We start from the raw sequence: 16,877 nt of genomic DNA on the forward strand, positions 1-16,877 counted from the left end.
CACCTCATTTTCGGACTAGCAGACTCTACGAAGTAAGAGTCAACCACGGGCACATCAAGAGTGCCCGGGGAGGTACGGATCTGGTCCCGGTTGACTGCAACGGGCCAAAACTCCTATCTTACTCCCTGTCCTCGACTTCAAGCGCCCGCCATATATACGACTGTGACACGTCCCTGACTGGATGCGGGCGGGGACCGCATTCAGTCAGGGCGCGTCGTCGTGCGCGTGCGGGCTGACCACCGCCAATACACTAGCGGGCCACCAGGCTGGCCGGGTACCTAAGTTCGTGTGCTAACTGGTCGGGACGGCCGAGCGGTTGAGTCGTGCAACGCATGAGAAAAGGCCAAGTACGTTGCAACTGCGCCCTCTTCGCGTGGTTGAGGAACCCGCGGAAACAGTGGAGCCAACCTTGCCCGATTGATCCAAATAGATCGGAATCTCACAGTGATCGGCAGTTGTGAGATGAAAAAGTAGACGGCATATTGACAAAGCAGTTGGCACCGCGGCAAATAATTTTGGCGCGGTGCCAACTGTTTGTTTCAGGTGATGCTGTCGATCCTGGCGCTGACATTCAGGACACGTTGATGAATTCCGCCTACTGGTCTTGATCCTGGTGAACCGTCCGGCGGCCGGGCCACGCTGACCCAGTACTAGTAATCCATTTCGATCCCCTCCACCACGAGGCCGTTGAAGTCCAGCAGACGATCCACCGTCACTGCCCCGGACAGACGCTTGCCGGCCAAGGCATCCACGATTCGCGCAGTTAACAGGGCGGTGGATTTGGACTGGTTGTATCCTCGCGCACGACGAGACTGACCGGTTCTCCGGTTGGTCGTGATAACGGACCAGCCTTCATCGCCAATGGGTGGAACCATGGCGACTAGCCCCCTGGCCAGTGGCGCCCGGGCGAGTATGCCCAGCGCCGTGGTGGCAGCGGGGGACCCGAACGCTAGATAGCTGCGCACGCGAAGCTCCCGAGCCTGGCCATAAAGCACGTGGTCGGGGAAATCCGCCCTGAGGTAGCGCCGGGGACGACTGGCAGTGCTGAAGGTCCGCGCCTCGTGCAGGTTCATCACCGTCCGCCCCTCGGGTGGATCGGCAAGACGTGATCCGATGAGCCGTTGGGTCCATTTGACGGCGGCCGGTCCATGCTTCTTACCTGCGCCCAGCATGATGGCCACGTCGATGTCGTCGCCCGGTTCATGGTCCAGGGCCGCCACCATGAGGGTGCTAAGGCCTGGAGCCAATCCCACGCCGAGAACCATGGCGGTCTGCGGGGATGCCAACTGAAGCTGAGCCAGGTAGCCTGCACTGGCACTGATGTCGATGATCGTACTGTCACCGACAGCAGTGCCCAGTGAAGAGTTCTCCACGCCTGATGCGTTGACCACGATGTCGTGACGGCTGGCCTCGCGCAGCAGGTCGCTGAGGTTTGTGTTTGCGGCGTCGATGCGAACCCAACCGTTGGGCGCGTTCCTCGCGGCACTTGTCACCTGGTGGCCGGCGGCCAGAAGCGCAGTGCGCAGGTGACCGCCGACGGCGCCACTGGCACCCAGAATCAAAACCTTCATCGCCGATCCCCTGCGTTGTGGAGCGGTCGTTTCCGGGTCTGGTCGCATTCCATCGATCTCCAAACAATTGGTTGGCAATTAGTGGACTCTAACCCCCGGGACATAATTCACAACTGTCTGGTTGGATTCGAGGCGGTTTTCCTTCAGCTCCAAGGGGAATGGGTCGCTAAACGATGTGGGGCAACTTGCGGATGTGGCTGGTTACCGGGAATGGCGGTTAGGTCGCAGATTCGGTTGTCGGTTCCGTGGTTCCGATTCTGGCGCGGTGTGCTCGTACCCTGCCGCGGCTGGCGCAGGCTGGCGACGGGCACCAGCGACGCCGCTTGGATGGATCAAGGAATACCCATCGGCAGTCACGCACCGTAGAAAAGACATCCGGTCTCATCCTCTGCGCCCTCGGCATTGGCACAGCTGTCTCAGCGTACTGCCTAGGGCCTGCATGGCCGAGCAAACTAAACCAACCGAGACAGCCCGCGGAGGCTGGAACGGGCACTCCGTTTGAGACGCCTCGTTGACGCCCGCTCCATTTCTTGGTTATTCGAACATGGGTGAGAGGAACCGTCGCTCGTACCGTCGGATGCAATCTGCTTCCGTTGCGAAGCGGTACGCCTCGATGCACTCGGCATCCACTGTGGCCGCCGATCGGTACTTCTCGTAGTCCGCGAGCGACGGGAAGGTGAACAGGGCGAAGGCCTCGTCGCTGTCACCTTCGCTGGGAAGGAAGTAGCCGTGATGCTCCCCGCCAAGCCTGTTGACGAGGCGGATCCACCGCCGTCCATATTCTTCAAAGTCAGCGAGCTTGTTTGTATTGATCTCGTATCGAAGGTGCACCGTGATCACAGGTGGTCCTCTTTCGTCAGGTAAGGGCGGCTTGGTCACTGGCCAGCAGGTTCCGGCCGAATCCGACTGGCAACCAGTGAGGCAAAAAACTTGCTTTCACCACGGAGTGGCAGGGGCCGCTGACTCGCTACGTCGGGCGTGCCGGGGCTAAGCGGGGAGACCTAGAAGCGAAGTTCCATGAAGACGCTGTTTGGGTCCAGGGTGTAGTCCGCAAACGGTGGGCACTCAGTGAATCCGTTGCGGACGTAGTTGCGGACGTAAAGGCGCCGTGCAGGAGCGAAATACTCCTGGGTTCCTGTCTCAAGGCAGACGCGCTCGTAGTCGCGGCGTCGGGCTTCGTCCACGATGTGCTTCAGCATGAGGGTGGCCACGCCTCGGCCGCGTGCACTGGGCGTGGTTCGCATGGACTTGATTTCGCTGAGCTGCGCTGGGGTTTCCTGCATAGCGGCGTCTGGGGGATCGAGGAGTTTCAGGGCGCCGCATCCCAGGAGTTCGCCGTTTTCACGGGCTGTCCAGGACGTGATGGACGGCTCGGACAGTGCTGAATGGGCCCAACGCGCGCACGCTTTCGGCCGGAGATTTAGCAAACATGTCCGCCAAGTGTTCGCTCAGGAGTTGGTGGACGTCCCCACGCGTGGGGTCGTCGCGCTCAATCTGAATCATGCTCTCAAATCTACCCGTTCGGCTAAGCGCCTCGCGTCCCAAATAATGATGACGACGGCGTCGCGCGCACCCGCATCTAGCGGCCGAATGGGACCACGAGTCGACGGCAGTCGAATGCCCGAAAGGTTTCAATGATAGTTGGCGAAGCAAGCCTGCGATCATGGAGGTTGGCCGTGCCCGTAGGGTATGTGGCTTAGTAAACACGAGCGGAGCGCGGGAGCTGCAGCCAGGGAACTCCCTATTCGTCCGGTTCGTAGTGAGTTTCGAATCTTTCGGCGGTCATGGCATAGCCATCGGTGCCATCTTCATTGTTGAACACCACAAAGTCGCCCTTATTGTAGTGAGTCCGGCCTTCCTTGGTGGTCACGCTGCCGGCTTCCGAGGCAACTTCAGCCCAGACAGGCGTGGATTTCACATAAGCACCTCGGTGGACCTGCCGGTAAGTGGCGGCGAAGACGTCCGCGTCGACGGTGTGGATATCGCCGTCGTCGTCAACCAGCCAGTCACCAGGTTTGCACTTCTGCTCACCGCCCCACTTGCGATAGCTGAACCCCTCGGTGTCCAGGCGTAGCGGTACGGCGACCACGTAATAGTCCGGCCGGCTCCTGTAGCGGCGGAACTCACTCATCAGCGTCCCTTTCCGGCAGGTCAAATACGGTGCCAAAATCAGTGTCCCGCACATCCCGTGCCGCGGCCAGACTGCCCAGCCGGTGGAGTGCCTCCATATTTTCCGGTGCATCCATGGCGCTCAGCGAGGTGACCGCGTCCGGTGCGGCAAGAGTTTCGTCCAGGGCGCGGACACTCTCCGGACGCAGGTCGACGTTATAGCGCAGGTAACTCATGAGCGGGGCACCGTTGAGGAGATCACCGGTCAGTGCCCCCAATTCCCTGTCGATCGTCCTCGCGGTGGGGCTGGCGGACATCCACTGCAGCATCGTCTCCTGAAGGACTGCGCAGTCCTGAAGCACGGATTTCAGTGCCCGCAGGGCATGGCTTGCAGTCAGCTTTGCCTGGCTGACGGCAGGATCCGCCGCGCCTGTGCCGACAGACACCAGCAGCAGCTTCTCCCCACCGGTCTCCCAACCCACGCGGTAGCCCTCCAGTGAGGCGTACATGAGCGCCTGCAGGGCAGGATTGTTGAAGGGGCTGACACCACCGTCCACGAAACTACCGGTCACAGGGCTCAGGTTGCGACCGCCCATGATGGTGATGGTTTCCGGTTCGAAAAAGGACGGCGCAGCGGTGGAGGCCCGGACAACCTGCCAGAGAGGATAGTCACCGTTACCCATCCTGCCGTTGGCCCCGGCAACAAAATACTTGCCGCTGGGGTTGTTGCTCACCGGCCACGGACTGCCGCTGTCCAGGCGTTTGATGACCACCAGTAATCCGGTCAATAGCTCGGGGCCGCCCAGAGTGGTGTCCGTACCGAAGACATCCTTCAACTCCGCAACCAGCGCCTGTTCGTTGTACCTGGCACGCAGGAGAACTTGGCGCAAAAGACTTTTCTCAAACACCCGCCACCCGAGGCTGAAATACTTGTCGGTGAGTTCGCCGACACTCAAGCCCTGGGCGAGAGCCGCCGCGATGATGGCCCCGGTGGACGTGCCTGCAATCAGGTCAAAGTAATGGCAAAGACGAAAGTCACCACCGCTGCCGTGGCGGTCCCGCAGGAGCTCCTCTATCTTTTCCAGAATTCCGAGGCTCAACACGCCCCGCAACCCGCCGCCGTCAAGTGCAAGAATGCGCTTGGGCCCGCCATCACAGCGGAAGTGCTCGTCCCGGGTAAGTATGCGATAAGGCATCTGGACGCCTCTTCTCATGTCGAGCTGCGTAACACCATGCTAGCTGGACAGGGTTTGGTAGTCAGGGCCGCGCGGGGTCTCCGGAGATGGTCCACCGTGCGGATCCATGACTCTTGAGTGCGTGACACGCCGGGTGGACTATTGAATATTGGGGGGCTGGGTGATTCGCTTCCGCGGGCAGGAGACGTTGTGTACGCAGCACAGGGCGGCCGGCGCCGACTTCGTGAGCGTGGAGTTCTACAGCTGTGCCGGCGGGACCATGGGGCGTTTCTGATGCGAAGCCGTCCGTCTTTACAGCAGTGGATTGCGGTGCAGGCATGTCACGGGTCTTCCTGAGTCATTCCAGCCGGGACACTTGGCAGGCAGTCGCCTTAAAGCGGTGGCTGGTAGAGCAGGACCCGGGTCTTGCCGAGGAAATTTTCCTGGACCTTGATCCAGTGACGGGTATTGCGCCGGGGGAGCGGTGGAAGGAGGCCCTGCTTCGGGCCAATGAGCGGTGCGAGGTGGTGATCTGCCTGCTCTCCGCCAGCTGGGAGGACTCCCGCGAATGCATGGCCGAGTACCGGACCGCGGAGAACCTGGGAAAGCTGATTTTGTGTGCCCGGCTTGAGCCTCTGGAGGAGGAAGGTGTCACCGGGGAATGGCAGCGCTGCGACCTCTTCGGCAAGGGCCCCACCACCGAAATTCCGATTGACGGCGAAGTCAGCCCCGTTGTTTTTCTCACGGAGGGCCTGCGGCGGCTGCATCAGGGGCTGCGCCGTACAGGGATAGGGGCGGAGCACTTCGCGTGGCCGCCGCCGCACGATGCTGGCCGGTCCCCATATCGGGGTTGGGAACCGTTCGAGGAGGCGGACGCGGCTGTATTCTTCGGCCGGGACGGACAGATAGTGCGCGGCTTGGATGCACTGCGCACGATGCGCAACTCCGGTGTCGAGTCGCTGTTCGTGATCCTGGGTCCGTCAGGTGCCGGCAAGTCCTCGTTCCTGCGGGCAGGGCTGATGCCGCGGCTGCGACGTGAGGACCGGCAGTTCCTGGTGCTGGACACCGTGCGCCCGGAGCGCAACCCGCTCACCGGGGACCGGGGCCTCGCCTGCGCGGTCCATGCCCAGCGCACCCGTCTCGGACTGGACACCCCCACTCTGGGGGCCGTCAAGGATGCCTGCAGTCGGGCCGACACGGCACAACTGAGGGAGTGGCTGGCCGAAACCCGGCAAGTTGCCGCCGAACGGCTGCTGGAGGTGCCAACCGGGACGCCGCCCCCGACCCTGGTCCTGCCGCTGGATCAGGCCGAAGAACTCTTCAGTGCGGATTCCGGCCCCCAAGCCCCCCGGTTCCTGGATCTGCTTGCCGGTCTGCTGGAGCATGAAGACGGGACCGTGCCGGCCTTAATTGTTGCCGCAACGGTCCGTGCGGATTTCTACGAACCATTGCAGACCGCACCCGAGCTGGCCGGACTCAAGAGCGTCGTCTTCGACGAGCTCAAGCCGATGCCGGTCGCCCGGTTTAGAGAGGTCATCCTTGGCCCCGCAGCCCGTGCCACCGGGGCCGGGAGACCGCTGGAAATCGAGCCTGTGCTGGTGGATCGGCTGCTGGAAGAAAGCGTTCAGGGCGCGGACACCCTGCCGTTGCTCTCACTGACCCTGGCACGCCTGTACCAGGACTACGGCGGCGACGGGGACCTCCGTCTGGCCGAATACCATGCCATGGGTGGAATGCAGCAGGTGGTGCAACACGAGATCGGCACCCTGCTGTCCCCGGATCTGGCAGTGCGGCAGGGGCAGTTGGAGCTGCTGAAATCTGCGTTCATTCCCTGGCTGGCGACCATCAACCCAGACAATGACCAGCCGGTTCGCCGGATGGCCCGCCTGTCCGACCTACCGGCCGACGCCCGGCCACTCATAGATGCCATGGTGGGCCGGCGCTTGTTGGTCGGGGACGAGCGCGGCGGGGAGACCGTGATCGAAGTAGCCCTGGAGAGCCTGCTGCGGCAATGGCAGGATCTGGCCGGGTGGCTGACCACCGAGCAGGAGGATCTCAAGGAGGCCGACAACCTGGAACGGGCCGCAGCCGCTTGGGAACGCAGCGGCCGCAACGAGGCGTGGCTCTTCGAAGGAGAAAGGCTCAGTGGTGCCGAGACACTCTTCGCAAAACCCGGATTCCGGGAACGGCTGGACTCTGCCCGCGGGTTCCTCCGCGCCTCCCGAAGCCGGGAAGAGGAACGGCTGGCAGCCGAGAAGAGACGGCGGGATGCCGAATTGCAGGCTGCCCGCGACAAGCAGGAAGTGGCCGAAACGCACGCAGCGGATTTACGGAAACGCTCTCGCGTACTCAAAATCGTCCTAGCATCAGCGGTCGTTATCACCATGGTTGCCGTGGCTGGCTTCGTATGGGCCTCCTTTGCAGAGCGCGAGGCCATTGCGCGCGACCGCGAAGCCACCGCTCTTCGTCTTGTATCGGAAGGGCTGTCCATGCTCGAAGGGACCCGCAGCGGCGGCGATGTAAACGGTCTCAAGCGCCTCCTCGCCGCACAGGCGATTGCCTCGACCGCAGGAGGCGAAAGCGCACTCCTAAGCGCTGTCAATATGAAGCGCGACCTGCAGAAAATCATAGAAACGGCGACCAAAGTTAGCGCTATAGCGTTCACCCCGGACGGCAACCGGATACTCACCGGCGGACCAGACGGTACGCTGCGGCTGTGGAATGCTGAGACTGGCCAGGCTCTCGGCGAACCAATGACTGGACATAAAGGGCCGGTAAACGGTGTCGCGTTCAGCCCCGACGGACGCCGGATTGTTTCCGCCAGCCGAGACGGTACAGTGCGGCGGTGGGACGCGCAGACGGTCCGCGCCCTCGGCGAGCCTTTGACCGGACACACGGGGGCGGTGACCAGTGTCGCGTTCGGCCCCGACGGTCACCGGATCCTTTCCGGCGGCGACGACGGCACATTGCGGCTGTGGGACCCGGAAACGGGCCGGGCCCTCGGCAAACCGATGACCGGACACAAGAAGGCGGTTACGAGCGTCGCGTTCGGCCCCGACGGGCGCCGTATTCTTTCCGGCGGTACCGACGGCACGTTGCGGCTGTGGGACGCTGCGACGGGCCGGGCCCTCGGCGGGCCGATGACCGGACACAAGGAGGCGGTGACGAGTGTCGCGTTCGGCCCCGACGGGCGCCGGATCCTTTCCGGCAGCCGAGACGCCATGGTGCGGCGGTGGGACGCCGCGACGGGTCGGGCCGTCGGCATACCGATGGCCGGACACAAGGGTGCGGTGACGAGTGTCGCGTTCAGCCCCGACGGGCGCCGGACTGTTTCCGGCGGTGACGACGGCACGGTTCGGGTGTGGGACCCGGAGACGGGCCGGGCTCAAGGCGAACCGATGACTGCACACCAGGGTGGTGCGGTGACGGGTGTCGCGTTCAGCCGCGACGGCCGCCGGATCCTTTCGGGGGGTAACGACGCCACGTTGCGGCTGTGGGACCCGGAGACGGGCCGGGCCCTCGGCAAACCGATGGCCGGACACAAGGAGGCGGTGACGAGTGTCGCGTTCAGCCCCGACGGCCGCCGGATCCTTTCGGGGGGTAACGACGGCACGGTTCGGCTGTGGGACCCGGAGACGGGCCGGGCCCTCGGCAAACCGATGGCCGGACACAAGGATGCGGTGACGAGTGTGGCGTTCAGCCCCGACGGCCACCGGATCCTTTCCGGCAGCGCAGACGGTACGGTGCGGCGGTGGGACGCGGTGACGGGCCGCGCCCTCGGCGAGCCTTTGACCGGACACAAGGATGCGGTGACGAGTGTGGCGTTCAGCCCGAACGGTCACCGGATTGTTTCCGGCAGCGCAGACGGTACGGTGCGGCGGTGGGACGCGGAGACGGGCCGGGCCTTCGGCGAGCCTTTGACCGGACACAAGGATGCGGTGACGGGTGTGGCGTTCAGCCCCGACGGGCGCCGGATCGTCTCCGGCGGTACCGATGGCACGATAAGGCGGTGGGACGCGGAGACGGGCCGGGCCTTCGGCGAGCCTTTGACCGGACACAAGGATGCGGTGACGAGTGTGGCGTTCAGCCCCGACGGGCGCCGGATCGCCTCCGGCAGCACCGATGGCACAGTGGAGCGGTGGGACACGGAAACGGGCCAGCCCCTAGGTAAGCCGATGACCGGGCACTTGAATGGAGTGTACAGCGTGGCGTTTAGCCCCGACGGGCTCCGAATCAGCACCGGGGGTAACGACGGCACGGTGCGGCTGTGGGATGCGGAGACGGGGCAGCCTGTCGTTGGACCGATGACCGGCCACGAGGGCCCGGTGTACAGCGTGGCGTTCAGCCCCGACGGCCGCCGAATCGCCTCCGGGAGCGACGACAGCACCGTGAGGCTGTGGCCCGCACCCCTGACCCCGTCCGACACATTATGTACCAAACTTTCCCAGAACATCAGCCACAAACAGTGGCGTGAATGGGTGTCTCCGGGCATCGACTACATCAAGGTCTGCCCGGACCTCACCGTTCCTCCCGACATGCCAGGCAACCGTCGGAGAAATAATCAGCCAAGCCAAGATTGAGACCAGGCGGAAGCAGATCCACCTAGGGCAGAACGTGGCCAGGACGAAGGTACAGGCCGAATGGGACGGAAGCGCAAATGACTCCGCGACAACTCACTTCTGTAATCGGGGTGACGACGGGCTTCGTAATCCTGGTCTTGGTCTGCGTCGATTGGTCCCCCACAGCCCTACAGGATCCTGCTCGAACCTTGAGTTTGAATGCCCAAGGCGTACTCCGGTGGGGAGAGAATCCGAACCGGATTCCGTTTACAGTTTTTGAACTGACACTGTTCCTGGGCGTGGGCTTGGCATTCGTTCTCGCTGGTGTGACGGCTTGGCGGAGTCGCCCGTCCCGGAACCCGGGGCTGCTGTTGGTTGTGGCTGGTTGGCTTTGGCTGGCGTCCGGGATTCGCCGTTCCAGCGACCCGGTGGCCTTTACGCTCGGCGTAACCCTTACGCTGATGTATCAGCCTCCTTTGCTGCAGTTGGCGCTCAGCTTTCCGTCAGGAAGGCTGCGCAGTCGAGCTGAAAAAGCTGCCGTAGCGTTCTTCTACACTTCTTGGCTGTTTGCCCCCGCAGCTGGCTGGGCCTTCTTCGATCCACGCCTCCATGTCGCGGTAGGGGAGTCCACGTCCCGCAATCTGTTGCTTCTCTGGGACAGCCCGTCTCTCGTGGCCGCCCTCGGGAACGCAATCCGCATATTTCAGATCTCGGTGGGGGTCGCGATCGTAGTAGTCCTGATCGCCCGCTGGCGCTCAGGGACGAGGGCTTACCGGTCGGCATTCCTGCCACTATGGCTCGCCGTAATCGTAAAAACAGCGGCCACCGTATGGGTGTCCCTCGCGGTGATCCAACTGTCTGGATCCCTGTCCTCGGAAGCGTTGCTCTGGCAGTATCCGGCGACCGCAATAGTGCCGCTAGCAGTATTGTTTGGTCTGTGGCGCTACCGGTTCGCGCGTGGCACCTTGGGTGATCTCATGGTGGAGGTCGGCTCAGCCCCGGTTAGCGACCGACTAATCGGCGCCCTTCGGAGATCCGTCCATGACCCCACCCTCGCTTTGCTGCGTTGGTTCCCCGATCAGGCGTCTTTTGTTGACAGCAGTGGCGTTCCCCAGGCGTTACCGGATGGTTCAACCGGACGCGCCTCCATGGTCTTGGAACGCCACGGAACACCAGTGGGAGCCCTGGTTTTTGACGAAGCCCTCCAGGACCAGCCGCAGTTGCTTGCCGCCGTGCGCAGCGCAACGTCCCTGGCGTTGGAAAACCAGCAGATGGAACAACAGCTCCGGGACCAACTCATTGAGGTCCGTCGCTCCAGGGAGCGAATCGTAACGGCGGGGGACTCCCGACGTCGTCAGCTTGAACGGGACCTTCACGACGGAGCTCAGCAACGCTTAGTGGCCGTGTCGATGGAGCTGGCGCGGGCCCAGCGGACGACGGATTCGCAGGAGGTACAAACCCTAGTCGGGCAGGCAAGGGCCGAGCTTTTGGATGCACTTGACGAGTTGCGCGAATTGGCGAGGGGCGTGTATCCCCCCTCGCTTCGGGAGAGAGGTTTAGCGGGCTCCCTCACTGCGTTAGCGGAGCGATCATCACTGCCCATGGAGCTGGATCTCAGAACGGGCAACGGGCTACCGGCTCACGTGGAGCTGGCTGCCTACTTCATCTGCGCAGAAGCCGTCACCAACGCTACAAAGTACGCCAAGGCGGCGTGGGTGCGCATCTGCATCGACGGAAACGAAAAGGAGTTGCGCATGGAGATCGTAGACAACGGAATTGGTGGTGCCCGGCCGGGACCCGACGGCGGGTTGCTGGGGATTGCGGACCGGGCAGCGGCGCTGGGAGGCTCATTGTCCATTGACAGTCCTGAAGGCAGAGGGACGACGATACGTGCTGTTCTTCCCTTCTCCACGGACCCGGAAGGCGACCTGCCATGACGCTGCGTGTTGCCATCGCTGAAGACTCGGCATTACTGCGCCGGGGATTGTCCGCCCTGCTGAAGTCCGAAGGACTAGAAGTCGTGGGTGAGGCTGCTGATGGCCCGCAGCTGCTGGAAATGATTGACAAACATGGGGCCGATGTAGCCGTGGTGGACATCCGGATGCCCCCCAGTTACACCATCGAAGGCATCCAGGCCGCCGAAACCATAAAAAGCAGACACCCCGAGACAGGCGTACTCCTACTATCCCAGTACGTGGAAACGGAAAACGCGATGTCCCTATTGAAGAATGGGGCCAAAGGCTTGGGCTACTTGCTTAAAGAGCGGGTGTCCGATGTCGACGAATTCATTGACGCCCTGCATCGCGTTTCTGCGGGCGGCACGGCCATCGATCCGGAGCTTGTTACACGTTTGGTCGCCCGTCCGCACAAAGGTCACCAACGAGGCGATGACCTTACGAGCCGTGAGAAGAGCGTCCTTGAGCTCATGGCCGAAGGGCGCACCAACCAGGCAATAGGGAAGTCACTCTTCTTAGGGGAGCGGACCGTAGAGGCCCATATTCGGAGCATTTTCCTTAAGCTCGAGTTGAGGCCCGAGCCTGAGGACCACAGGCGGGTGCTCGCCGTCCTCACATACCTTCGAGGAGTCGGACAGGAGCGGAGTTCCGGATAGTCGGCCGTGGCCGCGAAGTCGGCTATGCGGCTATCCGCGCCTCGGCTGGAGCGTCCTCGGGTGACTCCTTGGCCATTTCGGCTGCCTCAAGCGGGGCCAGCAGGAGGGCCAGCTGGGTGGCAGAGAGGGTCTGCGGGAAGGCGAGCGCAAGATGGGCCAGATGCAGGGCGGCAACGATGTAATGCGTACCCGAGGTCCCTCCCAGCGACCGCGCTACGCCAGCCCTGATGCGTTCCAGGCTCAACGTATTCCCCTGATTGGCTAGTGCCAAGCGCGCGAGCATGTGCTGGGGATGCCTCTGGACCTTCCGGTCCATTTCAGCCACAGCCTGCAGCTGTGTTCTGGTCCAGTGATGATCCAGGAGCTGGGTGGGGTCGTCAGCATGCGTGCAATGTGCCAGGCGGATCGTGTTCACCGATTCGGGTGTGGACAACATTGACGTATTCCTTCGGACTTCTGCGGGCGGTAAGCGGACCTTGTCTCTTGATCCGTACCGTTGGATGAATCCATGGTGCATTCGGGCGTTGGGGGTCAGCATCCGTGCCAGCACGCATTCTTATCGGATTGGGCGCTACCGGCTTGTCTCCAGCCGCACTCGGCAGTGAGCCCTCGATTGCGGTGGCTGCACAAAACTCCACGCCAGGAAGGGTTTGCCGGAGTCGAGAAGGTTCTCAGTTGCCGCGGGGCTTTGGTTGGGCCGGTTCCTGGCCCGTAGTGGTCCCCTGATGAGTAGCTCGGTTAAGGGCGTCGGCGGCCCTGATCAGGGCCAAATGGGAGAAAGCCTGCGGGTAGTTACCTGCCATGCGGTTCGCGGTCGTGTCGTATTCCTCACTCAACAGACCAAGGTCGTTCCCGCACCCAATGAGCCTGTCCATGAGCGTCTTTGCTTCGGGAACCCGGCCTGACCGGGCGTACTGTTCTACGAGCCAGAAAGAGCACGCAAGAAAGGGGTGTTCCCCGGGCGCAAGACCGTCCAGGCAGGCTTCCGTCCGGTAGCGCAACAGCATGCTGGTACTGCCGAGCAGGTCGTGTTCCAAGCGGGACACTGTTCCAAGAATTCTTTCGTCGTCGTAGGCCAGAAAGCCCACCTGTGGCAGAACCAGCAGGGACGCGTCCACCTCAGTGCTTCCATAGGTCTGGGTAAAGGAGTTGATTTCGCTGTTGAAACCCAGCTCCAGAATCTCGGTACGGAGCATGTCCCTGATCTCCGCCCACCGTCCGACCGGACCCTCGAGCCCGTGCTCCTGTACAGCCTGCACTCCGCAATCCATTGCGGCCCACATCATGACGCGGGAATGAGTGAAGTCCCTTTTCTCGCCCCTCATCTCCCAGATGCCGTGGTCCTTACGATTGATGTTGTTCTCTACGAACAGAAGCATGTTCCGTTGGAGGGGCCACGAGAAATGATCCTCATGGACCCCTCTGTTGCGCAGCTTCGCAAGCGCAACCATGACTTCGCCCACAACGTCGCCTTGATATTGATTGACGGCGCCATTGCCGAGCCGCACAGGCGTAGAGCCTTCATAACCCGGCAAGTGGGCCAGGACCTGCTCGGGCAGTTCACGCTCACCGGAAATTCCATACATTATTTGGAGATCGTGCGGATCGCCGGCGACAGCCCGAAGCAGCCAGTTCCTCCAGTGCAGTGCCTCCTGTCGGAATCCATGGGTCATCATTGCTTCCAGCGTGAGCGCAGCATCACGCAGCCAGCAGTAGCGGTAATCCCAGTTGCGTTCCCCGCCGAACTGTTCAGGTAGCGAGGTGGTGGGGGCGGCCACAATTCCCCCGGTCCTCCCATGGGTCAGTGCGCGCAAAACGAGCAGTGAACGTTCTACTTCCCTGTCGTAGTTCCCTTGGGGGAGGTAGTTACTCGACCAGTTGGTCCAGTACGTGCTGGTTGCCTCCAGTGCGAGGTCGACGTTAATTGCCGCCGGCGGAATATTGTGGGATGAGTATGCGTGCAGTTGCAGATCTATGGCCTGACCGGCTTCCACCATAAACTCCCCCACGTGCGAGTAATCAGGCCCAGCTTGGGGGAGAGCATCCGCTCTTAGGATGACAGCTTGCGGCCCAGCGATGGCGAGCAGCGCCTCTCCGTCGTCGTCGTGAATCCGGCGAACCCAGGGCACGATTTTTCCGTACCCGAACCGCAACTCCAGCTCTTGGCGCATCAGGACCTGCCCACGTAAGCCTTGTATCCTGCGTACCAATGAATTGCCGTTTCCCCCGATCGGCATGAACTCGGTAACGAGGACTTCCCCGCTTTCGGTTCTCCATCGCGTCTCCAATATGAAAGTGGAGGGCCTGTACCGGCGGTGTACTTCGGGACGAACCGAAGTCGCCTCGTCCTCGTGAGATGGTTCGAGTAGCCATCGGCCATGGTTTTTATTTCCAACTAAGGCTCCGAAAACCGATTCGGAATCAAACCTGGGCACACAAAGCCAATCGATACTGCCCTCGCGCGAGATCAGGGCGCCGGTGCGAAGGTCGGAAACAAAACCATATTCCTCGATCCGTGAGGCCATGTTCCTAACTCAACCACAACCAACGGCCCGTCACAGTCGATTCTTGGTCCCAACCGTGCCGATAGATGCGTCCAGCAGTTACCACCGAGCACTCAGTTTGTACCGAGCACTCGGGTTTGAGACGACCCGTTGACACGACATCGGCCGTTCCATTGGTTGTTAGTCGAACATGGGTGAGAGGAACCTTCGCTCGTACCGTCGGATGCAATTTGCTTCCGTTGCGAATCGGTATGCCTCGATGCACTCGGGATCCGTTGCTGCCGCCGTTCGGTACTTCTCGTAGTCCGCGAGCGACGGGAAGGTGAACAGGGCGAAGGCCTCGTCGCTGTCACCTTCGCTGGGAAGGAAGTAGCCGTGATGCTCTCCGCCAAGCCTGTTGACGAGGCGGATCCAGCGCCGTCCGTATTCTTCAAACTCAGCGAGCTTGTTTGTATTGATCTCGTATCGAAGGTGCACCGTGATCACAGATGGTCTTCTTTCGTTAGGTATGAGCGGATTGGTTACCGGTCAGATTGGCAAAAGTCGTCTGTCAAAAAAGAATATCGGCATATCAATGCGGGCAAGAATTGTCTTTTGCTAGCCAGTCTGTCATCTCACAGCAGTGCCGAGATCCACTGTGGCTGATGAAGTCGTGGAACCCGAGGGCGACCCAAGCTGACAAGACCCCGTTCGCATTTGCGAGCGGGTCCTCCGCTTTCCGTCGGACATTTCGCGACGGCTGTTGCCAAGTGACTCGCGAGGGCGAAAGTGAAGTACGAGCCCTGCTGCGGCTCTTGGGAGCCGTGTACCCGCTGTGGAGGTCAGCCATGAGCACAACGTCCGACGACAAAGTCTTCGATGTAACTCCCGAAGGCGACACGCATGAACTTAAGCGGGTCCTCGGACCCAAACTCCTTCTCCTCTTCATCGTCGGTGACATCCTCGGCGCCGGCATCTACGCCGTCACGGGGACGATGGCCGGCCAAGTCGGTGGGATCGTCTGGCTGCCGTTCCTGCTCGCGTTCATCGTCGCGACGCTGACCGCCTTCTCCTACCTGGAGTTGGTCACGCAGTACCCCAGGCAGCCGGTGCGGCGCTCTACACGCACAAGGCATTCGGGATCCACTTCGTAACCTTCCTCGTCGCGTTCGCCGTCGTCTGCTCCGGCACCACCAGCGCCTCCACATCGGCGAAGTCCTTGCCCAGAACTTTTTCGGGGGCCTGGCGATCAACGGCTGGATGGGCCTGCCCGGACGGGAGGTGATCACCGCCGTTGCCTTGGGCTTTATGCTGCTGCTGGCGGCGATCAACCTGCGCGGCGTGGGGGAGAGCGTGAAGTTCAAAGTGGTGCTCACCCTGGTGGAGATGATCGCCCTGTGCATCGTGATCGGCGTCGGCTTCTACGTGATGGCTCAAGGAACCGGCAACTTCGAAGAGATCACGGTCTTCAACGACTACCAGGACAAGGGCTTGTTCCGCGCCGTCACCGCTGCCACCTCCATCGCCTTCTTTGCCATGGTGGGTTTCGAGGACTCGGTGAACATGGTCGAGGAGACCAAGAACCCCGAAGATCTTCCCGCGCACTATGCTGACCGGCCTGGGCGTCGCGGTGATCCTTTACATGCTGGTGGCTGTCTCCGTGGTCAGCGTCCTCTCGCCCACCGAGCTTGAGCAGATCCGGGAGGCCGAAGGCGCCGCGCTCCTTGAGGTGGTCCACAAGGGCTCACCGGACTTCCCGATCGACAGGATCTTCCCATTCCTCGCGGTCTTCGCAGTGGCCAACACCGCGCTCATCAACATGCTGATGGCGAGCCGCCTGATCTACGGCATGGCCCGCCAGGACGTCCTGCCGCGACCGTTGGGCAAGGTGCTGCCGGGACGCCGCACCCCGTGGGCCGGCATCGTGTTCTCCACCCTCCTCGCGCTGGGGCTGATCTGGTACGTCAGCAGCGACCCGGAGAGCAATATCGTGGCCAACCTTTCCGGCACGACGGCGTTCCTGCTGCTGTGCGTGTTCACCGTGGTGAACGTTGCCTGCCTTGTCCTGCGCCGCAAGAGGGACCCCAACCGCAAGGTCTTTTTCACCTCGCCGGGGCAACTGCCGTTGGTTGCGGCCCTGCTGTGCACCTTTCTCGCCGGCCCGTGGGTGGGCCGAAACATAATCCAGTACCAGGTCGCCGGCGGGTTGATGGCGATCGGCGTCGTGCTGTGGTTCATCACCTGGTTGATCAACAGGATGACGAATAAGGGTCCGGGCGGACCGGTCGGCATGCAGAACGTCGGCAAGGACGACCAGGGCCAGCCTCCAAGCAGTCGGATTTAGTAGGACTCGTTCCAGACCCACCGGC

The 16,877-nt window shown here is 62.1% G+C and carries 11 protein-coding genes and 2 pseudogenes; 4 read left to right on the forward strand and 9 right to left on the reverse strand.

Features of this window, described 5'->3' with window-relative positions:
• Window positions 1-650: 650 nt before the first annotated feature.
• From J7I89_RS17630 to J7I89_RS17655, 6 genes and pseudogenes are all read right to left on the reverse strand, one after another.
• Window positions 651-1,649: an NAD-dependent epimerase/dehydratase family protein gene (locus J7I89_RS17630; protein WP_214973029.1), complete on the reverse strand. Its 999-nt coding sequence runs from the start codon at window positions 1,647-1,649 to the stop codon at window positions 651-653.
• 139 nt (window positions 1,650-1,788) lie between these two features.
• Window positions 1,789-1,974 (reverse strand): CGNR zinc finger domain-containing protein, encoded by a 186-nt coding sequence (locus J7I89_RS25985; RefSeq protein ID WP_374102027.1) that lies wholly within the window; start codon window positions 1,972-1,974, stop codon window positions 1,789-1,791.
• A gap of 131 nt (window positions 1,975-2,105) precedes the next feature.
• Complete coding sequence (locus J7I89_RS17640) at window positions 2,106-2,411, reverse strand: NIPSNAP family protein (RefSeq protein ID WP_214973033.1); 306 nt, start codon at window positions 2,409-2,411, stop codon at window positions 2,106-2,108.
• 161 nt (window positions 2,412-2,572) lie between these two features.
• Window positions 2,573-3,074 (reverse strand): annotated as a pseudogene (locus J7I89_RS17645) (GNAT family N-acetyltransferase).
• A 238-nt stretch (window positions 3,075-3,312) separates the two neighbouring features.
• Window positions 3,313-3,702: a hypothetical protein gene (locus J7I89_RS17650; RefSeq protein ID WP_214973035.1), complete on the reverse strand. Its 390-nt coding sequence runs from the start codon at window positions 3,700-3,702 to the stop codon at window positions 3,313-3,315.
• Entirely contained in the window at window positions 3,695-4,876 is a 1,182-nt protein-coding gene (locus J7I89_RS17655; protein ID WP_214973037.1) for a patatin-like phospholipase family protein, read from the reverse strand. Before J7I89_RS17655 ends, J7I89_RS17650 begins: the two co-directional genes overlap by 8 nt.
• Window positions 4,877-5,193: 317 nt before the next feature.
• Here J7I89_RS17655 and J7I89_RS17660 point away from each other — a divergent pair, with 317 nt between their 5' ends.
• From J7I89_RS17660 to J7I89_RS17670, 3 genes are all read left to right on the forward strand, one after another.
• Complete coding sequence (locus J7I89_RS17660; RefSeq protein WP_214973039.1) at window positions 5,194-9,435, forward strand: TIR domain-containing protein; 4,242 nt, start codon at window positions 5,194-5,196, stop codon at window positions 9,433-9,435.
• 77 nt (window positions 9,436-9,512) lie between these two features.
• On the forward strand, window positions 9,513-11,351 hold the full coding sequence (locus tag J7I89_RS17665; protein ID WP_214973040.1) for a sensor histidine kinase: 1,839 nt from the start codon (window positions 9,513-9,515) through the stop codon (window positions 11,349-11,351).
• Window positions 11,348-12,025: a response regulator transcription factor gene (locus J7I89_RS17670; protein ID WP_214973042.1), complete on the forward strand. Its 678-nt coding sequence runs from the start codon at window positions 11,348-11,350 to the stop codon at window positions 12,023-12,025. Before J7I89_RS17665 ends, J7I89_RS17670 begins: the two co-directional genes overlap by 4 nt.
• Before the next feature lie 22 nt (window positions 12,026-12,047).
• On the opposite strand, the gene J7I89_RS17675 is transcribed toward J7I89_RS17670, so the two are convergent.
• The 3 genes from J7I89_RS17675 to J7I89_RS17685 all read right to left on the reverse strand — a co-directional run bounded on the left by J7I89_RS17675 (window position 12,048) and on the right by J7I89_RS17685 (window position 15,015).
• Window positions 12,048-12,461, reverse strand: a complete 414-nt coding sequence (locus J7I89_RS17675; RefSeq protein WP_214973044.1) for a hypothetical protein — start codon at window positions 12,459-12,461, stop codon at window positions 12,048-12,050.
• Window positions 12,462-12,696: 235 nt separating this feature from the next.
• Complete coding sequence (locus J7I89_RS17680; protein ID WP_214973046.1) at window positions 12,697-14,550, reverse strand: glycoside hydrolase family 15 protein; 1,854 nt, start codon at window positions 14,548-14,550, stop codon at window positions 12,697-12,699.
• A 159-nt stretch (window positions 14,551-14,709) separates the two neighbouring features.
• Entirely contained in the window at window positions 14,710-15,015 is a 306-nt protein-coding gene (locus tag J7I89_RS17685; protein ID WP_214973048.1) for an NIPSNAP family protein, read from the reverse strand.
• A gap of 341 nt (window positions 15,016-15,356) precedes the next feature.
• On the opposite strand from J7I89_RS17685, the pseudogene J7I89_RS17690 reads away from it, so the two are divergent.
• Window positions 15,357-16,852, forward strand: a pseudogene (locus J7I89_RS17690) (APC family permease).
• Window positions 16,853-16,877: the final 25 nt, after the last annotated feature.

Source organism: Arthrobacter sp. ISL-5 (genome assembly GCF_018613835.1).
GTDB lineage: Bacteria > Actinomycetota > Actinomycetes > Actinomycetales > Micrococcaceae > Arthrobacter.

Coding starts and splice junctions, on each gene's coding strand:
- J7I89_RS17650 (WP_214973035.1), bottom strand. CDS start 3,702: ATGAGTGAGTTCCGCCGCTACAGGAGCCGGCCGGACTATTACGTGGTC.
- J7I89_RS25985 (WP_374102027.1), bottom strand. CDS start 1,974: ATGCCGAGGGCGCAGAGGATGAGACCGGATGTCTTTTCTACGGTGCGT.
- J7I89_RS17680 (WP_214973046.1), bottom strand. CDS start 14,550: ATGGCCTCACGGATCGAGGAATATGGTTTTGTTTCCGACCTTCGCACC.
- J7I89_RS17660 (WP_214973039.1), top strand. CDS start 5,194: ATGTCACGGGTCTTCCTGAGTCATTCCAGCCGGGACACTTGGCAGGCA.
- J7I89_RS17665 (WP_214973040.1), top strand. CDS start 9,513: ATGACTCCGCGACAACTCACTTCTGTAATCGGGGTGACGACGGGCTTC.
- J7I89_RS17655 (WP_214973037.1), bottom strand. CDS start 4,876: ATGCCTTATCGCATACTTACCCGGGACGAGCACTTCCGCTGTGATGGC.
- J7I89_RS17675 (WP_214973044.1), bottom strand. CDS start 12,461: ATGTTGTCCACACCCGAATCGGTGAACACGATCCGCCTGGCACATTGC.
- J7I89_RS17670 (WP_214973042.1), top strand. CDS start 11,348: ATGACGCTGCGTGTTGCCATCGCTGAAGACTCGGCATTACTGCGCCGG.